Genomic DNA, 16,138 nt, shown 5'->3' on the forward strand with positions numbered 1-16,138 from the left:
AGAAGAATCAAGTGATTATCACTCAGGGATCAGTGATTCAGCCATTTCAAATGGCGGTGATCAAGCAAATCGAAAACATTAGAGCCGACCGTCGTAAAGATATTATGTCTTTGTCGATGGCATTGATGTTATCAGTTGCAATCATGGTGTTCTTTTCGTACCTCAAACGGTTTACGTTGAATCGCGTGAAGGTGGATTTCAAAGATCTTTCAGTTATGATGCTGATCACATTCGGTGTGATTTTCATGACGAAGGTTTATCTTTTCATCACTGATGCGGCGTTTGTTTCGAAATTGGGGCACTTGCTGCCGTCAAGTTTCTTCCTGTATGCGGCTCCGGTGGCAGCAGCTCCGATGTTGGTAGGGTTGTTACTGACTTCGGGCGAAATTGTATGGCTTTTCACGGCGTTCATATCTGTCTGTCTCGGGATCATGGTTGACTACAATTATAGCTTTATGATCGTTACAATGGTGGGTGGTATTGCTGCCGCCCGCGGTGTCTTCAATTGTAAAACACGTAATGACATTTATTTTGCCGGTGTAAGAACGGGTGTTGTGAACGCATTAATGATCGCCTTCATTTTGACAATGACGAAGTTCGATCAAGAAGGCGGGATGAGAGAAATCATCTATGCCATCCCAGGTGGTTTCATCGGTGGTATCTTCAGTGCCTTGTTTGCAATGATGTTCATTCCGTTATTGGAATCGATCTTCAATTATACGACAGATGTTAAACTTCTGGAGCTCAGCAATTTGAATCATCCGCTCTTGAAAGAAATGATCGTCAAAGCTCCGGGAACTTATCATCACTCAATGATGGTGGGCTCGATGGTGGAAGCGGCAGCCGAAGAGATTGGTGCGAATCCACTGCTAGGTAAGGTGATGTGCTACTATCACGATATCGGTAAGATGGAGCATGCGAATTACTTCATCGAAAATCAGAAACCTGGGCACAATCCTCATGACCATATCTCTCCGTTTATGAGTAAAACCCTTTTGGTGGCTCACGTGAAAGACGGTGTCGAGATGGGGATTTCCTATAAACTAGGTAAGCCAATCATTGACGGAATTTTGCAACATCATGGAACGACTTTGATCTCTTACTTCTTTAATAAAGCGTTGGATCTTAAAAAAGAAGATGGCCCAGAAATCAGCGATCAAGATTTCCGTTATCCTGGTCCAAAACCGCAATTCCGTGAAGCAGCTTTATGTATGTTGGCGGATAGTATTGAAGCCGCAGCTCGTTCTTTGGATGAGCCAACGCCGGCACGTTTGCAGAATATTGTTCGCAACATCATTCAAAGAAAATTCTCTGACGGACAGTTGGATGAGTGTAATTTGACGTTAAAAGACATTTCAAAAGTTGAAGCGGCCTTTACGCGCATCTTGCTTGGTATTTATCACCAACGCATCGATTATCCACGGTCCGCAGGCGGTGGTTTGGGTGAGATCGCAGGACAGAGTACAGGTCAGGCTTAATCATGGATGTAGTTATTGTTAATGAATCAAAGCACGCCATTCCTCGCAAGTTTGTCGAAGAATGGATGAAGGCAATGACCGCCGAGCTTAAAAAACGAAAAGTATTGTCTGCAACGAAAGCCAAAGCTGAGTTGGCTTTGGTTTTTTTGGAAAAAAAGCCCGCACAGAAAATCAACAAAGAATTTCGCGGTAAAGACTACGCGACGGATGTTTTGAGTTTTGAATCCATGGACCCTGCATCATTGGGTGAGCTTGTGATGTGTCCTGAGGTGTTGAAACGCCAAGCAAAAGAACATGGTCTGACATTTCAAAAAGAGTTGGGCTATATGCTCCTTCATGGCGTCCTTCATTTGCTGGGCTACGACCACGAAACCAATGAAAAAGACGCGAAAGAAATGTTCGATCTTCAAGATTCTGTTTTCGATAAGTTGCTGCAGGGCATCTCTTGACAGAGGGGCTCTAAGCGGAAGACAGTGTTCCCATGTCTATCGTTACCGAAGCTTCTGAAGTAAAAAGCAAAATCTCAACTCTCGAGAGTTTCTCTAATGAGCTCCGGGGGTATCTTTGACCTAGATAAAAAGAAAAAACGTCTGGATGAGCTTGCGATCCAAGCAGAGAATCCGGCGATCTGGGAAAAACCTGCTGAAATGCAAAAACTGAACAAAGAAAAATCATTGCTTGAAAAAGCGGTGGGTGAGTTCGATGGCTTCATGGGTCGTTTGAATGATGCCAAGGTTTTGCTTGAAATGGCCGAGGAGGCTCAAGACGAAGGCAGTTTTTCAGAAGTAAAAACTGAAGTCGCCGCCCTTGAAAAATATGGCCAAGAGTTAGAGTTAAAACGAGTTCTCAACGGCGAGCTTGACGGTAATAGCACTTATTTATCTATCAACGCGGGCGCTGGCGGTACAGAGTCCTGTGATTGGGCCGAAATGCTTCTTCGCATGTACATGCGCTACGCAGATAAGCATGGCTACAAATGTCAAATGATCGATATCACCGAGGGCGAGGGGGCGGGAATTAAATCATGCACCCTTTTAATTGAGGGCCCGTATGCCTACGGATATTTGAAAGCGGAATCAGGTGTGCATCGTTTGGTGCGTATTTCTCCGTTTGATTCCAATGCTCGCAGACACACGTCGTTTTCGTCAGTTTTTGCGTGGGCGGAAGTCGATGACGATATCAATATCGAAATCAAACCTGATGAAATTCGTGTGGAGACATATCGTTCTAGCGGTGCCGGCGGTCAGCACGTCAATAAGACAGACTCTGCGGTTCGTATGTATCACATTCCGACGGGCATTGTGGTATCTTGCCAGATCGAGCGTTCACAGATTCAAAACCGTGAAAAGGCGATGAAGATGTTGAAGGCGAAACTTTACGAGCGTGAGATTGAAAAACGCAACGCTGAAAAAGACGCTATGAACTCGGTAAAAAAAGCCAACGAATGGGGATCACAAATTCGCTCGTACGTCATGCACCCGTATCAAATGGTGAAAGACCATCGCACGGATTTTGAAACAAATCAGGTGAACGACGTGATGGATGGGGATCTTGACGATTTCATCATGGCTTATCTTAAATCTCAAATCACAGCGGAGACTCCAGCACAGTGAAATCATCGTTGATGTGGATTTCCTGGCGGCTCTTGCTTTCTCGAAAAACACTCTTCGGGGGAACGGCGCCATTGGCGTTATTGGGACTTATTTTAGGAGTCGCAGCCCTGGTCGTTTCCATGGCCGTGATGAGCGGTTTTGAATCCACATTGCAGCAAGCGATGACTGATGTTTCGGGACACGTGCAAGTGGTGAAGCGTTCGCGCTTTCCCGATGATTGGCATGAGCTTGAATCCCGCATTCGAAAAGCAGAGCCAACATTGGTGGGGGCAACTCGTTTTGTCTTTATCGAAGGCATCATGGCCCACAATGGTCAAATTTCTGGCGTATTGTTAGAAGGTGTCGACACAGATCGCATTAACAGTGTTCTTCGTTTTAAAAGTCGCGTGTTAAGCGGTTCTGACGATCTGTCACAAAAATCAGATGTGCCTTTGGCATTGGTGGGAAGTGGTCTTGCTAAGAAAATGAATTTAAAGGTCGGCGATGTTTTCCGCGTTGTCGTACCTATTACCGAGTCTGTAGATCCCTCCAGTCTGCAAAGAAAAGTGGGGCAGTTCAAAGTTCAAGGGATTATGGAGCTGGGCAAGTACGAGTGGAACGAGCGATTCATTGTCACAGGTTTAACGGCGGCACAACAGGTGGCTGATATTGGTGATCGTTACAGTGGACTCCTTTTAAGATTTCCAACAGCCAGCTATGCTCGCCAAGCCGGATTTAATTTAAGTCGTCAGTTGGGAACTCCGTACTGGGTGCGTGATTGGCGTGATTCCAATGAAAATCTTTTTGATGCTGTCAGTGTTGAGCGGCCCGCAATTTTCTTTGTCGTTGCAATCATTATCTTCGTAGCGGCCTTTAACATTTCCTCCACTTTGTTTGTGAATGTCGTGCAAAGGTATAAAGATATCGCTATTCTTAAGACTGTTGGTTTTGGGCATAAAGACATCATCAAGATCTTCACCTTCCAAGGGCTTTTCATGGGGGCGTTAGGATTGGGTGGTGGATTCATTTTAGGTCTTATTTTGTGTGGACTTTTCAATTGGGCTCAGGGCAGTTTGGGTCTGATGTCAGGCATGGTTTATCGGGTTGATGGAATCACCGTCAGCATTCGACTTTCTGATACCATCGCGATTTGTTTTGCGACGATGCTGATTTGTTTTATTGCGACGCTGGCTCCGGCTCGTCGTGGTGGGAAGCTCAGCCCTATGGAAGGACTTCGTAATGAGTGATGCTTCTGCTTCAACAGCAAATGTTTTCATGAAGGCAACTGATATTCATAAGTCGTACTCTCACGCTCAGGGAGAGCTCGAGGTTCTTCGCGGTGTCAGTCTTGAAATCAAGGAAGGCGAGGCGCTGGCGATTCTTGGGTCGTCAGGGGCCGGAAAAAGCACCCTGTTGCAGATTATGGGCACCTTAGATAAGCCCACTCGCGGTGAATTAACCTGTGAAGGTCGCAATGTCCTTACTATGACTGATGAAGAGCTTTCTCAATTTCGTAATCAAGAAATGGGATTCGTTTTTCAATTCCATCATCTTTTAAGTGAATTCAATGCCGTTGAAAATGTCATGATTCCTTGTCGTATAGCAGGGGAATCTCCAAAGCTCGCGAAAGAAAAAGCGATGCACCTTTTGGAATTCATGGGACTGGCAGAACGCGCCACTCATTACCCGAACGAGCTTTCTGGTGGCGAGTTGCAGCGTGTCGCTATTGCCCGCGCCTTGGTTCGTCACCCCAAAATTTTGTTCGCCGACGAACCAACGGGAAATTTGGACTCAACAACAAGTGGAAAGATCCAAGAACTCTTTTTTCGACTGAAAGAAGAGATGAAATTGGCTCTTGTGATCGTCACCCACGATCTTACTTTCGCCACTCGCTTTCCAAAAGTTTATAGAATGAAAGACGGAATGTGGGTCTAACCCGCGCCGTTTGATCGCCCCTTTATTCAATGGCTTGGCTGTTTTGATGCGACGTGCTTTAGGCGATGCCTTTGACAGGACCTAAGTCTTAGGCTACGATTCCTCAGATAATTTGTAAGTATTGAAAACCCTTATGGTTTTTCTAAAAATCACCTCTTTGAAGAAATCGAAGGGGTCAGCAACGTTGGGGAATTAGAACTTTGTTTAAGCTTCTTTGTGTTTTGCTCATTGTCTCTTCATCTTCATCGCTGATGGCAGCGCCGAAGGCTAAGAAATCATCTCCAAAAAAGCCAGTGACTGAAGTTGCGGATACTTCCAATCTTCCTTCCGGCTTAACTGTTAAAACAATTGAAATCACAGGCAATCGCAAGATTGAAAAAGACGCTATCATCCAAAAGCTTGTGACGAAAACAGGCGACGAGTATTCCGCTCAGCACATTCGTGAAGATGTCGAGGCTCTATTCAAGATGGGGTATTTCAATGACATCGAAGTCAGTCGTAATGTGACGGGTAAAGATGTGACTTTGACTTACAAAGTTTTGGAAAAGCCATCTATTGCTGAAATTACTTACGAAGGTAACAGTGAAGTAAAATCAGAAGATATCGCTGATGCAACAGGGATTAAAGCCTACCAGCTTTTGAACATGACGAAAGTTAAAGAAGCCATCGACAAAGTTCAAAAACTTTACGAAGACAAAGGTTTCTTCCTTGCGAAAGTGGATGCCGAAGTTGAAACGGTGACGAAAGATGAAACAGTTCGTCTTATTTTCAAGATTCGCGAAAATGATAAAGTAAAAGTTAAAAAGATCACATTCCTTGGAAACAAACATCTGACGGAGCGTGAACTAAAAGGCACGATGTTGACAAAAGAAGGCGGCTTCTTTTCAGCGCTGAGCGGTTCTGGTCAATACAAGCAAGAGATGTTTGATCGTGACGTTCAGATTTTGCGTTTTGCTTATTACAACCAAGGTTACGTGCAAGCGAAGGTGGATCGTCCGCAAGTGACGGTGACTCCCGATAAGAAAAATATCTACATTACAATCCATGTGGAAGAGGGCGAGCAGTACTCTGTCGGTGATGTTGATTTTGCTGGTGATATTCTTTTCCCTAAGGAAGAGCTTTTCGAAGCGATCAAAATCGACAAGAACGGGGTCTTCGCTTATGACGTTCTTCAAAAAGACATTAGTGAGTTGACGGCGAAATATGGTGACCTTGGTTATGCCTATGCCAACGTGATTCCGCGCACGCGTTTCAACGACAAAGAACGGAAAGTAGACTTGGTATTTGAGTTCGACAAAGGCAATAAGGTTTATTTTGGTAAAATCAACGTCGTGGGCAACTCAAAAACCCGTGATAAAGTTGTTCGTCGTGAATTGCAAGTTCATGAAGGCGAGTTGTACAATGAAACTCGTCGCCGTAAATCTTTGGAAAATATCCAACGTCTTGGCTTTTTCGAAGAAGTAAACTTCAAGACATCCGTCGATCCTGAACATACAGAAGTCATGAATGTTGATATCAACGTGAAAGAACGTAATACGGGGCAAATCCAATTGGGTGCCGGTTACGGAACAGCCCAAGGTTTTACTTTGCAAGGTTCGGTAAATCAGTCGAACTTCTTGGGTAAAGGTCAAAACTTGGGTGCTTCGGTGAACCTGAGCGGCTTCGGCAGCTACTACAGTTTGTCTTTCACTGAGCCTTATGTGAACGACACTCTTTGGTCTGCGGGTGTGGACGTGTATCGCAGTTCGAATACAGCTCGTCTGGATTACGAAGAGGATCATACAGGGGCGGCCGTTCGTTTCGGTCATCCTATCGATGATAGTCAAGAAACTCGTGGTTACATCCGTTTGAAGTACGATGAGGCAAACTTGCTGAAGACGTATGATTCAAACGGTGTTTTGATCACAGACCCTGATTTGTTCCCGCTTGATACGGCGACTGGCAACACATTGTCTGTCACAGGGACTATTGAGTACGACACGCGTAACGATCGTTTCTCTCCGACAAAAGGTCAATTCGCGAGTATTTCTTATGAGTACGCAGGTATCGCCGGAACTATTAAGTACAGTCGAGTGACTGGTATTTATCGTTTCTTCAAAAATCTATTCTGGGATGTCACTTGGAGAAACTCGATGCAATACGCACAGCTCGCGAGCATCCAAGGTCAGCCGGTTCCATTCAGTGAATTGTACTTGTTAGGTGGACCTTACTCTTTGCGTGGTTATCAACCTTATCGTGTAGGTAAGATGAAGTACTCGCAGACAATTCATGGCAACTTGACGAATCCTGCAGTGACAAATCCAGTTGTGCCGGAACCATATGCGACTCAGCAGTCGTATCGTTTCTATGGCGGTACGCAAGAGGCTTTGTATCAAACAGAATTGCAATTCCCGCTGGTGAAGGAAGCACAAATTTATGGTGCGGGTTTCTTCGATATCGGCGCTGCGGATGACACTCTGACTGCGAATAATTTTTTCTCTGATGTGGGTTTGGGTATTCGTTGGTATTCTCCGATTGGTGTGTTGCGTTTCGAATGGGGCTTCCCGTTGAATCGTGATCCGGTTTACCAAGATGCGAGTGTCTTCCAGTTCTCAATCGGTCCAAGCTTCTAAAGCGGACCGTTGAAAAGGACCCGATCGACTGCGTTGTCGGGTCCGCTTTTTCGCTCCGACGTACCTTCAGTACGCCTGCGCGAAAAAGTGAACCCTCCGCCTTGCGCCCGGGCCCTTTTGAACGGTCCTTGGTTTTGGGTTGGGTAGATTTGGTTGTTTGATTTTTTGTTTTTGTCTCGGCTTTTTTGGTTCATGGGTGAGCCGCCTTTGCTGGGCTTTTGGATGTTTTTTATAAGGAGTTTTCCATGGATAAAATGATTGTTTCTTTGTGTGTTCTTCTTGCAACAGCAGTGGCTCATGCCGAAGCTAAAATTGGTTTTGTTGATGTACCAAAGGCTGTTCAGGCAACTTCAGCTGGTAAAAAGGCCAAGGCGGAACTTGAAACTCAGTTCAATAAAAGAAAAAAAGAGCTAGAGAAGAAAGAGGCTGACCTTAAGAAGATGGGCGAAGATCTTGATAAGAAAAAATCTATTATGTCTGAAGAGGCTTTAAAGGCTAAGCAGATGGAATTCCAAGGTGAAATGATGAAATTCCGTGATGAAGTTGCTAAGAGCCAGGCTGATATTCAAAAGAAGCAACAAGAGCTAACGAACCCAATTGTGGAAAAGATGCAAAAAGTAATTGCGAAGATTTCTAAGGATAAGGGCTATACTCTTGTATTGCAAAACACACAGGCTGTTCTTTTCGCAACACCTGATACAGATTTGACTGCTGATGTTGTGAAAGCTTTTGAAAAAGAGAAATAGTCTCGTAGGTTTGTAGTTCCCTTTAACTTTATAAACTGGCACAATTGCCTTGAATGTAAGTATTCGACTTTTGAAGGAGTATGAGATGAAGAAATTGGTTGTCGTGTTGGGCGCTCTATTGATGGCAGCAGCTGCACACGCTGAAACTAAAATCGGTTTCGTTGATATGCAAAAAGCTATTCAATCAACTTCTGCTGGTAAAAAAGCAAAGACTGAATTGGAAACTGAATTTAACAAAAAGAAAAAAGAATTAGAGAAAAAAGAAGCTGATTTGAAAAAGATGGGTGAAGACCTAGAAAAGAAAAAATCAGTTTTGTCTGAAGACGCTCTTGGTAAAAAACAAGCAGAGTTCCAAGAAGAGATGCTTAAGTACCGTGACGTTGTAGGTAAGAGCCAAGTTGAAATCCAAAAAAAAGAAAGAGACTTAACAGCTCCAATTCTTGAGAAAATGAAAAAGGTGATCGCAAAGATCGCTAAAGATAAAGGCTACTCACTTATCATGGAAAACAATCAAGCGGTTCTCTATGCAACGCCTGATAGTGACCTAACAGACGAAGTGATTAAGGCCTACGAAAAAGAGAAATAGTAACAAGATAAAAGGGCCTGATAGGCCCTTTTAAGTTTAGGATATCCATATGCCAAATAATATTAATCCAAATAGTAAAATTCATCCAAGCAGTGTCATCGGTCCCGATGTTGAAATTGCGGACGATGTTGAAATCGGTCCTTATTGCTTGATTCAAGGTAAAGTAAAAATCGGTAAAGGCACTTTCGTAGAAGGACATGTTACTCTAGGAAGTCGTCATGGTATTTTGGAAATCGGCGAGAACAATCACTTCTCTCCTGGCGCTGTTATCGGTGGTGCTCCTCAAGATATCTCTTATAAGGGTGAGCCAACTTCTTTGATTATCGGAAACAACAACACATTTCGTGAGTTTTCTACTGTAAACTTGGCAACTAGCAAACATGACAAGAAAACTGAAATCGGCAACAACTGCTATTTCATGTCTTACACTCACATTGGTCATGACTGTAAAATCGGTAACAATGTTATCATCGCCAATGACTCTCACTTGGGTGGCCACTGTATCATCGAGGATGGTGTGAATATCGGCGGTGTTTGTGCATTCAACCAATTCGTTCGCGTAGGCCGTGGTGCCTTCGTGGCGGGTTCTTCTGCAATCAATAAAGACATTCTTCCGTTCTCTCGCGCTCAAGGCAACTACGCGACAGTGCGTGCAACAAATAAGATTGGTCTTTCGCGCAAAGGTTACTCTCGTGAAGAGGTTGCAAATGTGCACAAGGCTATCCGTATCATGATCATGGGCTCGCACAGTGTTGAGGAAGGCATCAAGCGTATTAAAGAAGAATGTACTCCAAGTGATAACATCAATTATTTCTTGAACTTCATCACGACTTCAAAGCGTGGCCTGGCTATTGATAGAAGTCCAAAAGGTTGGCAGGACGATGAGTAAAAAACTTCGTGGCGCCGTTGTTGGCGTAGGTTACTTGGGCACATTCCATGCTCAAAAATACAAGAACAATCCTAATGTTGAGTTGGTAGGTGTTTGTGATGCCTTCCCGGCTCAGGCGGATAAAGTCGCTGCGGAATTGGGAGTAAAAAGCTTCCATCGTCCTCAAGATTTGATTGGTCAGGTTGATCTTGTGACAATCGCTGCAAGTACATTGAGTCACTTCGAAGTGGCAAAGATGTTCTTGCAAAACGGCGTGCACGTGAACGTTGAAAAACCGATTACGGCCACTGTTCCGCAAGCGGAAGAGCTTGTGGCATTGGCGGAAAAAAATAATTTGAAACTTGCAGTGGGCCATATCGAAAGATTCAACCCGTCTGTGAACGAGCTTAAAAAGCACATGAAAAATCCTAAGACGATTGAGCTTGTGCGCACGGCTCCCTATAAAACACGTGGCGCTGACGTTAGTGTTCTTCACGATTTGATGATTCATGATATGGATCTTCTTTTCTGGTTGAGCGGTAGCGAGATCGACACTGTTCAGGCTTCTGGTACAATGTTGATTTCAAAAGAAATGGACACGTGTTCAGCGTCTTTCAAAATGAAAAATGGCGTTCTTGGTATCATTACAGTTAGCCGTGTCGCGACGAATCCACAAAGATCCGTTCGTGTGGTTCAAGACGATGCAACTTTGTTTGCAAATACTGGCATCCATGAACTTGAAAAAGTTGAAAAGGGTGACGGCACTCCGGAAAATCTTGTGAAAGTCACAAAATGGACGGTAGGCAAAGAAGACGCTCTTCAAAAAGAAACGGATGCATTCATAGATGCGGTTTTGAATAACAAAGCACCGGTTGTCACCGGTGTAGATGGTTTGAAAGCTCTTCGTGCGATTGAACAAGTTGAAAAATTGATTAAGTAGAGAACAACTGAGGATTGATGGATCAAGTTTTATTTGTCGCAGCAGAAGCATCTAGTGTTACTTACGCTCAACGCATTCTTGAAACATGGAAAAAGCAGGGCCGTAAGATTCATGCATTTGGTGTGGGCAGTCAGTCTATGGAAGACTTAGGTTTTGAACGCTTAGGTAAATCCGAAGAAATGGCTGTGGTTGGCGCGGTCGAGATTATCAATCACTTCAGTCATCTTAAGGCGGTCTTTAACAGTCTTGTTGAAGAAGCTGAAAAACGTCGTCCAAAAGTGGCGATCGTGATGGATTATCCCGAGTTCAACTTGATGCTTTCTAAAAAGCTTCACGCATTGGGTATTCCTGTTGTTTATTATATTTCTCCGCACGTGTGGGCATGGCGTAAGGGCCGTGTGAAGACAATCAAGAAATATTGCAAAGAGGTTTTTGTTCTTTTTCCTTTTGAAGTTCCTTTTTATCAAGAGCACGGCGTCCCTTGTGAATTTGTAGGACATCCACTGCTTGATGAAATTGATGACCGTTTGACAGACGATAAAGAGTATTTCAAAACTCATCGCAACCAATGCGGCATTCGCGATGATGAAATTGTCTTGGGTCTTATGCCTGGCAGTCGTCACGGTGAGCTTCGCATGCATTTCCAAATTCAGTTGGATGCAGCTCGCATTTTGGCGCGCAAGTATCCAACCTTGAAAGTTTTGATTTTGACGGCTCCTACCTTCTCGAAAGAGCAAATGCAGGATTACCTGGAAGACTTCCGTTTGCCTTACATCCTCATGAAGGATGAACCATTCCGCATGATCCACTTAGTGGACATGATGCTTGTGGCATCGGGAACGGCAACGCTTCAAGTGGGTTTAATGAAAAAACCGATGGTCATCATGTATCGAATGAAGTGGCTGACGGGAATCATGGCCAAGATGCTTGTTCGTGGAACCAAATACTTCGGTCTGGTGAATTTGATTTTGGGCCGTGAAGCTGTCCCTGAAAGATTCCAATCGGAAGTGACTCCGGAAAAAATCGCAGCACTTCTTGAAAGATATATTGTTGAACCGGAATACAAAGCTTCAGTCATTAATGATTTGGCTCAGATACGCTCCTACTTGGGTGATAAAGGGGCCACTCAACGCGTGGTGAACGCATTGGATAAATACATTAAAGCATGAAGATTTATCTTCGACCTTTTTCTTTCCTCTATGAACAAGTGGTGGGCGTTAAAAATGCCCTTTACAATCGTGGTGTTTTTGAAGCGTTCAAAGCGCCTATTCCGGTTGTCAGCATTGGGAACTTGACAGTCGGTGGGACGGGAAAGACGCCTCTGACAGATTTTTGTCTGAAGCATCTTGTTCGTGACGGCAAAAATGTGGCCGTTGTCAGCCGCTCTTATCGTGCCGATGCGGAAGCTCCTTGTTGGGTGGATGTCAGTCATCCTTTTGGCGCACGTTACTACGGTGATGAACCGTTGTTACTTGCGCAAGCCAACCCCGATGTTGCGGTTTTCGTCGGTTCTACGAAATGGAGAACAGCTGAATACGCGACGTCACTTTCTCAGAAAAAATTTGATCTGCTCATTGTTGATGATGGTTTCCAGCACCGCAAACTGCATCGCGATTTGAATATCGTGATTCTTGATGCGACTGAAACCTTGGCAAATTATGAGGTTGTGCCTGAAGGACGTGCTCGTGAGTCCTGGGAGGGCTTGGGGCGCGCCGATATAATTGTTCTGACAAAATGCAACTTGGCCGATGAAGCTCAATTGAAAGCTTTGGAAGACAAACTGCCTAAGAATAAGGAAATCCTTCATTTCGCCTATGATATTCAAACTTTCTGGAATCAGAAAGAGCAACGGCGATTGAGTCGTCAAGACCTGAAAGGGAAAAAGATTTTCCTGGTATCAGCCATTGCTCGACCCGATGTTTTTGAAAAGATGATGCGTGAAATCGGTGAAGTGTCTAAAAAGAGTCTTCATTATCGCGATCATCATCAGTATACAGACAGTGATGTTCGTCACATTGTCGAAGAGTTTGAAAAATCTCAATGTGATTATCTTGTCACGACAGAAAAAGATGCCGTGAAATTGCGCCCTCTTCTGCCGTCAAATCCAGCCCTCTGGAGTGCTTCGCTCGAGGTGGTAGAGCAGGGAAAAAAAGGACGCCTTGATGAACTTATTCGTCAAACTCTTCGTTAAGATTGCAAGCTTCTTGAGTTCTCTGTTCCCTCGTCAATTTTTACGCGCGAGTGGCTCGTGGGTCGGTTTTTTGTGGTTCGATGTTTTTAAAATTCGCCGCAAGATCATTATGGATAATCTCAATATTGCATTCCCTGATATGCCTGAGGAACAAAAGATCGCCATCGGCAGAGACTCTGTTTATCTTTTGGGTCATAACTTTGGAGAGATGTTTGATATTCCCAACATGGACCAGAAGTGGCTCGATAAAAATGTTGTTTTTGATGGATGGGAGAATCTTGAAAAGGCTCGAGCGAAGGGCAAAGGCTGCTTGTTTCTCACTTTGCATTTGGGAAATGGCGATGTCAGTGCCAATGCAGTCGTGATGAACGGTCAACCATTACACATAATCACGAAGCGTTTCAAGACAAAATGGTTTGATGATTTGTGGTTTTCGGTCCGTGGAGCAAAAGGTGTTCAATACATCGATGCTCACAGTCCGAACAATGCCTTTGAAATTTTGAAGGCCCTTAAAAAGCAGGATGCCGTCGTATTTGTATTGGATCAGTACATGGGAAAACCATTCGGCATTGCCTCAACCTTTTTTGGCAAAAGAACCGGCACGGCCTATGGTCTAGCTTTGTTCGCACAAAAGACAAAGGCCCCTGTGATTCCAGTCTACGCCTATGAGGGATCTGATAAGAAACTTCACACAGTGTTTGAACCAGCAATGGACTTAGAGAGTTACGTCGTTGATGATAAAGATCAGACGACCTCAAATTTGACTCAAGCCTTTAACGATAAGCTTGAATCGATTGTTCGCAAACATCCTGAACAGTGGATGTGGGTTCATAGGCGTTGGAAGGACTTTAAGTGAAGTATAGTGCGTTTTTCATCATCTTTGCGTTTCTAATGACGTCATGTTCGACGTCTTTTCTGAAATACGATAAGGAAGACCAACTCAAAAAAAATGACGAGTTTGATGAAAAAGTAAAAATCGTAGATCCTTCTGCGACTCCAGCTCCAGGTGCTGCGGTAACAGCTCAACCGGCGCCAACACCTTCACCTTCACCTTCACCTTCACCTTCTCCAACTCCAGCCGCAGGAAAGACTTCCAGAAAAAAAAGTTCTAAAAAATCAAAGTCGGCAAAGAAATCTAGGGGTAAGCGGCCATCCCCGGAGGTGACTCCAGCTTCCGAATCGGGCGCAACAGCGGTTGCTACGACTGAAGCTGCAATCACCCGTCGTCAACCAGATTTAGAAGATGATGAGGGCTTTAAAGGCCGCCGTCCTGTCGTTGATCCATTTCATGTGGGGGAAGAGGTAGTTCATGATGTGAGCTACTTTAAGGTTTCTGCCGGAGAGCTTCGTATGAAGGTTGCTCCTTATGCCACTGTCGATGGAAAGAAGTCTTACAACTTCAAGATGGCGATCTCGACAAGTCCGTTGTTTTCTTCATTTTACAGTGTTGAAGACAGTGTAGATATTTTCATGGATTACGATTCCTTAGTGCCAAGTGTTTTCCAACTGCATGTCAAAGAGTCTGGCCAGCTTCGTGAATCAAAAATGCTTTTCAAGGACAACGCCGCAAACTTCTGGGAAAAGAAAGTGACAAAAAAAGACGGTGTGGAGGAAAAGAAAGACACATGGGATATCCTTCCGTTTACACAAAGTGTATATAGCGCCGTTTTCTATATGCGCTTCTTTAAGTGGGAAGTAGGTAAGGAGTATTCGTTCCGCGTGGCCAACGAGAAGGAAAATCTGGTGTTTTCTGGAAAAGCTCTGCGCAAGGAAGTTCTTGATACGAAGTTGGGGCCAATGAATGCCATTGTCATTCAGCCAAATATTACTTTGAAGGGAAAGTTTAAACCCATTGGTGAAAACTTAATCTGGCTTTCCGATGATGACCGTCACTACATACTTCGAATTGAAGCTAAAATTAAAATTGGCACGCTTGTTTCACAGGTCGTAGAAATCAAGCCGGGAAAGTAAAAGTTTTAAAAGAAAAAATCCCTGTCGATAAGATGGGGATTTTTATTTGCGGGTGGCGTCTTTTTGCAAACGGGAAGCTGCCAATGTTTCGATCTCTTTTGCAAGAATCAAATTCTGCGAAAGAATTTTATAGAAATCATTTTGTTGAATTTCTAATAGGACGGAATCTCTTTGTGTCGATACAGAGGCCGTGCGAACGCCTCCACTGACTAGCAGTGAGATCTCTCCAAAGCAGGATCCCTGATCTAAGACATTAATCGCTTGCCCTTGTTTTGAAATGACAACAGAGCCTTGAACTAGAATGTAGCAGGTATTTCCACGCTGACCCTCTTGGAAAAGCAATTGATTTGCCGGAGCTTGAACCAGGCGTCCTGCAAAGATCAAAGAATCCAAGGTATCGGTCGGAAGTTCTTTAAAAATTGCTGAAGACAGCAAGGCATGCATCACCCAAAAGCGATGTTGCAAGCTTTGCGCGCGATCGGTTTTAATCAGCTGATCAAATTCCGACAGATGAGGAACACGCAAAACTTCGGAAGGCATTGTCGTAATAATATCAGCGTTGCGTGGTTGATTTAATAAAAAGCCACGCTCGCCAAATAGAGAACCTGCTCCTAAAGTAGCGACTAGTTGTCTACGGTTTGCATCGATCACTTTGTAAACAGAAGCTTGACCTTTTGTGATAATGAATAGATCGCGATCGGTCTGTCCTGCGTGGGTTAAACGAATCTGTGCAGGGACTTGATAGTGAATGGCTCCTTTTAAAAGGTATTTTGCAAGAGCAGGATCTAGCGAACGAAAGAAGGGAAGATCTGCGGGATTTGCCTGTGTGGAGGCTCCCGTCATTTGCGTGATGGATGAAAACACCATTGGCACATCATCTTTTAAAGCGCGTCTGAAATAGTCGAGCACGGTTTGATTGACGATAACTCTCTCGGTGACAAGAAATTGAATAAGCGCATAAAGCTCTCGGAAATTGACGAGCCAACCTTGCCCTAAAAAGAACTGTACAAGTCCTTCGATAGAAAGACCGTTTTTCAAAACGTCCAAATAAGAATATTGAAGTTGGGACAATTGAAAGCTTTGATCGCGACCATTTAGCGTGACAATTCCACCGGAACCCTGTGGGGTCAGTGTAAAAGGCTTGAGCTGTAGTTTCTCTTTTTCAACTTTCATGAGTCCTACCTTATCGGAAGAAAGAGGGAAAATTTGACCCTCATCA

Annotated in this window: 15 protein-coding genes; 14 read left to right on the forward strand and 1 reads right to left on the reverse strand. The window is 44.2% G+C overall.

The genetic code is table 11. The features are described 5' to 3' along the window. The 14 genes from VF412_RS18265 to VF412_RS18330 form a co-directional block, all read left to right on the forward strand. On the forward strand, positions 1-1,478 hold a 1,478-nt coding region (locus VF412_RS18265), incomplete at its 5' end, for an HDIG domain-containing metalloprotein (RefSeq protein ID WP_331340709.1). Between the two features lie 2 nt (positions 1,479-1,480). Then, a complete protein-coding gene (gene ybeY, locus VF412_RS18270; RefSeq protein WP_331340710.1) occupies positions 1,481-1,927 on the forward strand; it encodes an rRNA maturation RNase YbeY in 447 nt (148 codons plus the stop codon). 32 nt (positions 1,928-1,959) lie between these two features. Further along, a protein-coding gene (gene prfB / locus VF412_RS18275; protein WP_333783716.1) for a peptide chain release factor 2 occupies positions 1,960-3,091 on the forward strand; the annotation gives its coding sequence in 2 pieces (ribosomal slippage) (positions 1,960-2,040 and positions 2,042-3,091; 1,131 coding nt in all). Then, complete coding sequence (locus tag VF412_RS18280; RefSeq protein WP_331340712.1) at positions 3,088-4,317, forward strand: FtsX-like permease family protein; 1,230 nt, start codon at positions 3,088-3,090, stop codon at positions 4,315-4,317. Before prfB ends, VF412_RS18280 begins: the two co-directional genes overlap by 4 nt. Positions 4,318-4,345: 28 nt before the next feature. After that, positions 4,346-5,005 (forward strand): ABC transporter ATP-binding protein, encoded by a 660-nt coding sequence (locus VF412_RS18285; protein ID WP_414640846.1) that lies wholly within the window; start codon positions 4,346-4,348, stop codon positions 5,003-5,005. A 200-nt stretch (positions 5,006-5,205) separates the two neighbouring features. Then, positions 5,206-7,617, forward strand: a complete 2,412-nt coding sequence (gene bamA, locus VF412_RS18290; RefSeq protein ID WP_331340714.1) for an outer membrane protein assembly factor BamA — start codon at positions 5,206-5,208, stop codon at positions 7,615-7,617. 245 nt (positions 7,618-7,862) lie between these two features. Beyond that, positions 7,863-8,363: an OmpH family outer membrane protein gene (locus VF412_RS18295; protein ID WP_331340715.1), complete on the forward strand. Its 501-nt coding sequence runs from the start codon at positions 7,863-7,865 to the stop codon at positions 8,361-8,363. 85 nt (positions 8,364-8,448) lie between these two features. Then, positions 8,449-8,949: an OmpH family outer membrane protein gene (locus VF412_RS18300; protein WP_331340716.1), complete on the forward strand. Its 501-nt coding sequence runs from the start codon at positions 8,449-8,451 to the stop codon at positions 8,947-8,949. Positions 8,950-8,998: 49 nt separating this feature from the next. Further along, positions 8,999-9,838 (forward strand): acyl-ACP--UDP-N-acetylglucosamine O-acyltransferase, encoded by an 840-nt coding sequence (gene lpxA, locus VF412_RS18305; RefSeq protein ID WP_331340717.1) that lies wholly within the window; start codon positions 8,999-9,001, stop codon positions 9,836-9,838. Then, on the forward strand, positions 9,831-10,757 hold the full coding sequence (locus VF412_RS18310) for a Gfo/Idh/MocA family oxidoreductase (RefSeq protein ID WP_331340718.1): 927 nt from the start codon (positions 9,831-9,833) through the stop codon (positions 10,755-10,757). The genes lpxA and VF412_RS18310 overlap by 8 nt, the downstream gene beginning before the upstream one ends. A 17-nt stretch (positions 10,758-10,774) precedes the next feature. Beyond that, positions 10,775-11,926, forward strand: coding sequence for a lipid-A-disaccharide synthase (gene lpxB, locus VF412_RS18315; RefSeq protein WP_331340719.1), 1,152 nt, complete (start codon positions 10,775-10,777; stop codon positions 11,924-11,926). Then, positions 11,923-12,948 carry a tetraacyldisaccharide 4'-kinase gene (gene lpxK / locus VF412_RS18320; RefSeq protein ID WP_331340720.1) on the forward strand — a complete coding sequence of 342 codons (1,026 nt, stop codon included), beginning with the start codon at positions 11,923-11,925 and terminating at the stop codon, positions 12,946-12,948. Before lpxB ends, lpxK begins: the two co-directional genes overlap by 4 nt. Continuing rightward, complete coding sequence (locus VF412_RS18325) at positions 12,920-13,804, forward strand: lysophospholipid acyltransferase family protein (RefSeq protein ID WP_331340721.1); 885 nt, start codon at positions 12,920-12,922, stop codon at positions 13,802-13,804. The genes lpxK and VF412_RS18325 overlap by 29 nt, the downstream gene beginning before the upstream one ends. Beyond that, the gene (locus VF412_RS18330) at positions 13,801-14,919 is read left to right on the forward strand and encodes a DUF3108 domain-containing protein (RefSeq protein ID WP_331340722.1); all 1,119 of its coding nucleotides are present in this window, start codon (positions 13,801-13,803) and stop codon (positions 14,917-14,919) included. Before VF412_RS18325 ends, VF412_RS18330 begins: the two co-directional genes overlap by 4 nt. A gap of 42 nt (positions 14,920-14,961) precedes the next feature. On the opposite strand, the gene VF412_RS18335 is transcribed toward VF412_RS18330, so the two are convergent. Next, the gene (locus VF412_RS18335) at positions 14,962-16,092 is read right to left on the reverse strand and encodes a cyclic nucleotide-binding domain-containing protein (protein WP_331340723.1); all 1,131 of its coding nucleotides are present in this window, start codon (positions 16,090-16,092) and stop codon (positions 14,962-14,964) included. Between the last annotated feature and the right edge of the window lie 46 nt (positions 16,093-16,138).

It is taken from the genome of Bdellovibrio sp. (genome assembly GCF_036384735.1).
In the GTDB taxonomy this organism is placed as follows: domain Bacteria; phylum Bdellovibrionota; class Bdellovibrionia; order Bdellovibrionales; family Bdellovibrionaceae; genus Bdellovibrio.

Excerpts from the sequence above, each read along its gene's own strand:
- VF412_RS18335 (WP_331340723.1), bottom strand. The coding sequence starts at position 16,092 with ATGAAAGTTGAAAAAGAGAAACTACAGCTCAAGCCTTTTACACTGACC.
- VF412_RS18310 (WP_331340718.1), top strand. The coding sequence starts at position 9,831 with ATGAGTAAAAAACTTCGTGGCGCCGTTGTTGGCGTAGGTTACTTGGGC.
- lpxK (WP_331340720.1), top strand. The coding sequence starts at position 11,923 with ATGAAGATTTATCTTCGACCTTTTTCTTTCCTCTATGAACAAGTGGTG.
- VF412_RS18325 (WP_331340721.1), top strand. The coding sequence starts at position 12,920 with ATGAACTTATTCGTCAAACTCTTCGTTAAGATTGCAAGCTTCTTGAGT.
- VF412_RS18300 (WP_331340716.1), top strand. The coding sequence starts at position 8,449 with ATGAAGAAATTGGTTGTCGTGTTGGGCGCTCTATTGATGGCAGCAGCT.
- ybeY (WP_331340710.1), top strand. The coding sequence starts at position 1,481 with ATGGATGTAGTTATTGTTAATGAATCAAAGCACGCCATTCCTCGCAAG.
- VF412_RS18285 (WP_414640846.1), top strand. The coding sequence starts at position 4,346 with ATGAAGGCAACTGATATTCATAAGTCGTACTCTCACGCTCAGGGAGAG.
- VF412_RS18295 (WP_331340715.1), top strand. The coding sequence starts at position 7,863 with ATGGATAAAATGATTGTTTCTTTGTGTGTTCTTCTTGCAACAGCAGTG.
- lpxA (WP_331340717.1), top strand. The coding sequence starts at position 8,999 with ATGCCAAATAATATTAATCCAAATAGTAAAATTCATCCAAGCAGTGTC.
- lpxB (WP_331340719.1), top strand. The coding sequence starts at position 10,775 with ATGGATCAAGTTTTATTTGTCGCAGCAGAAGCATCTAGTGTTACTTAC.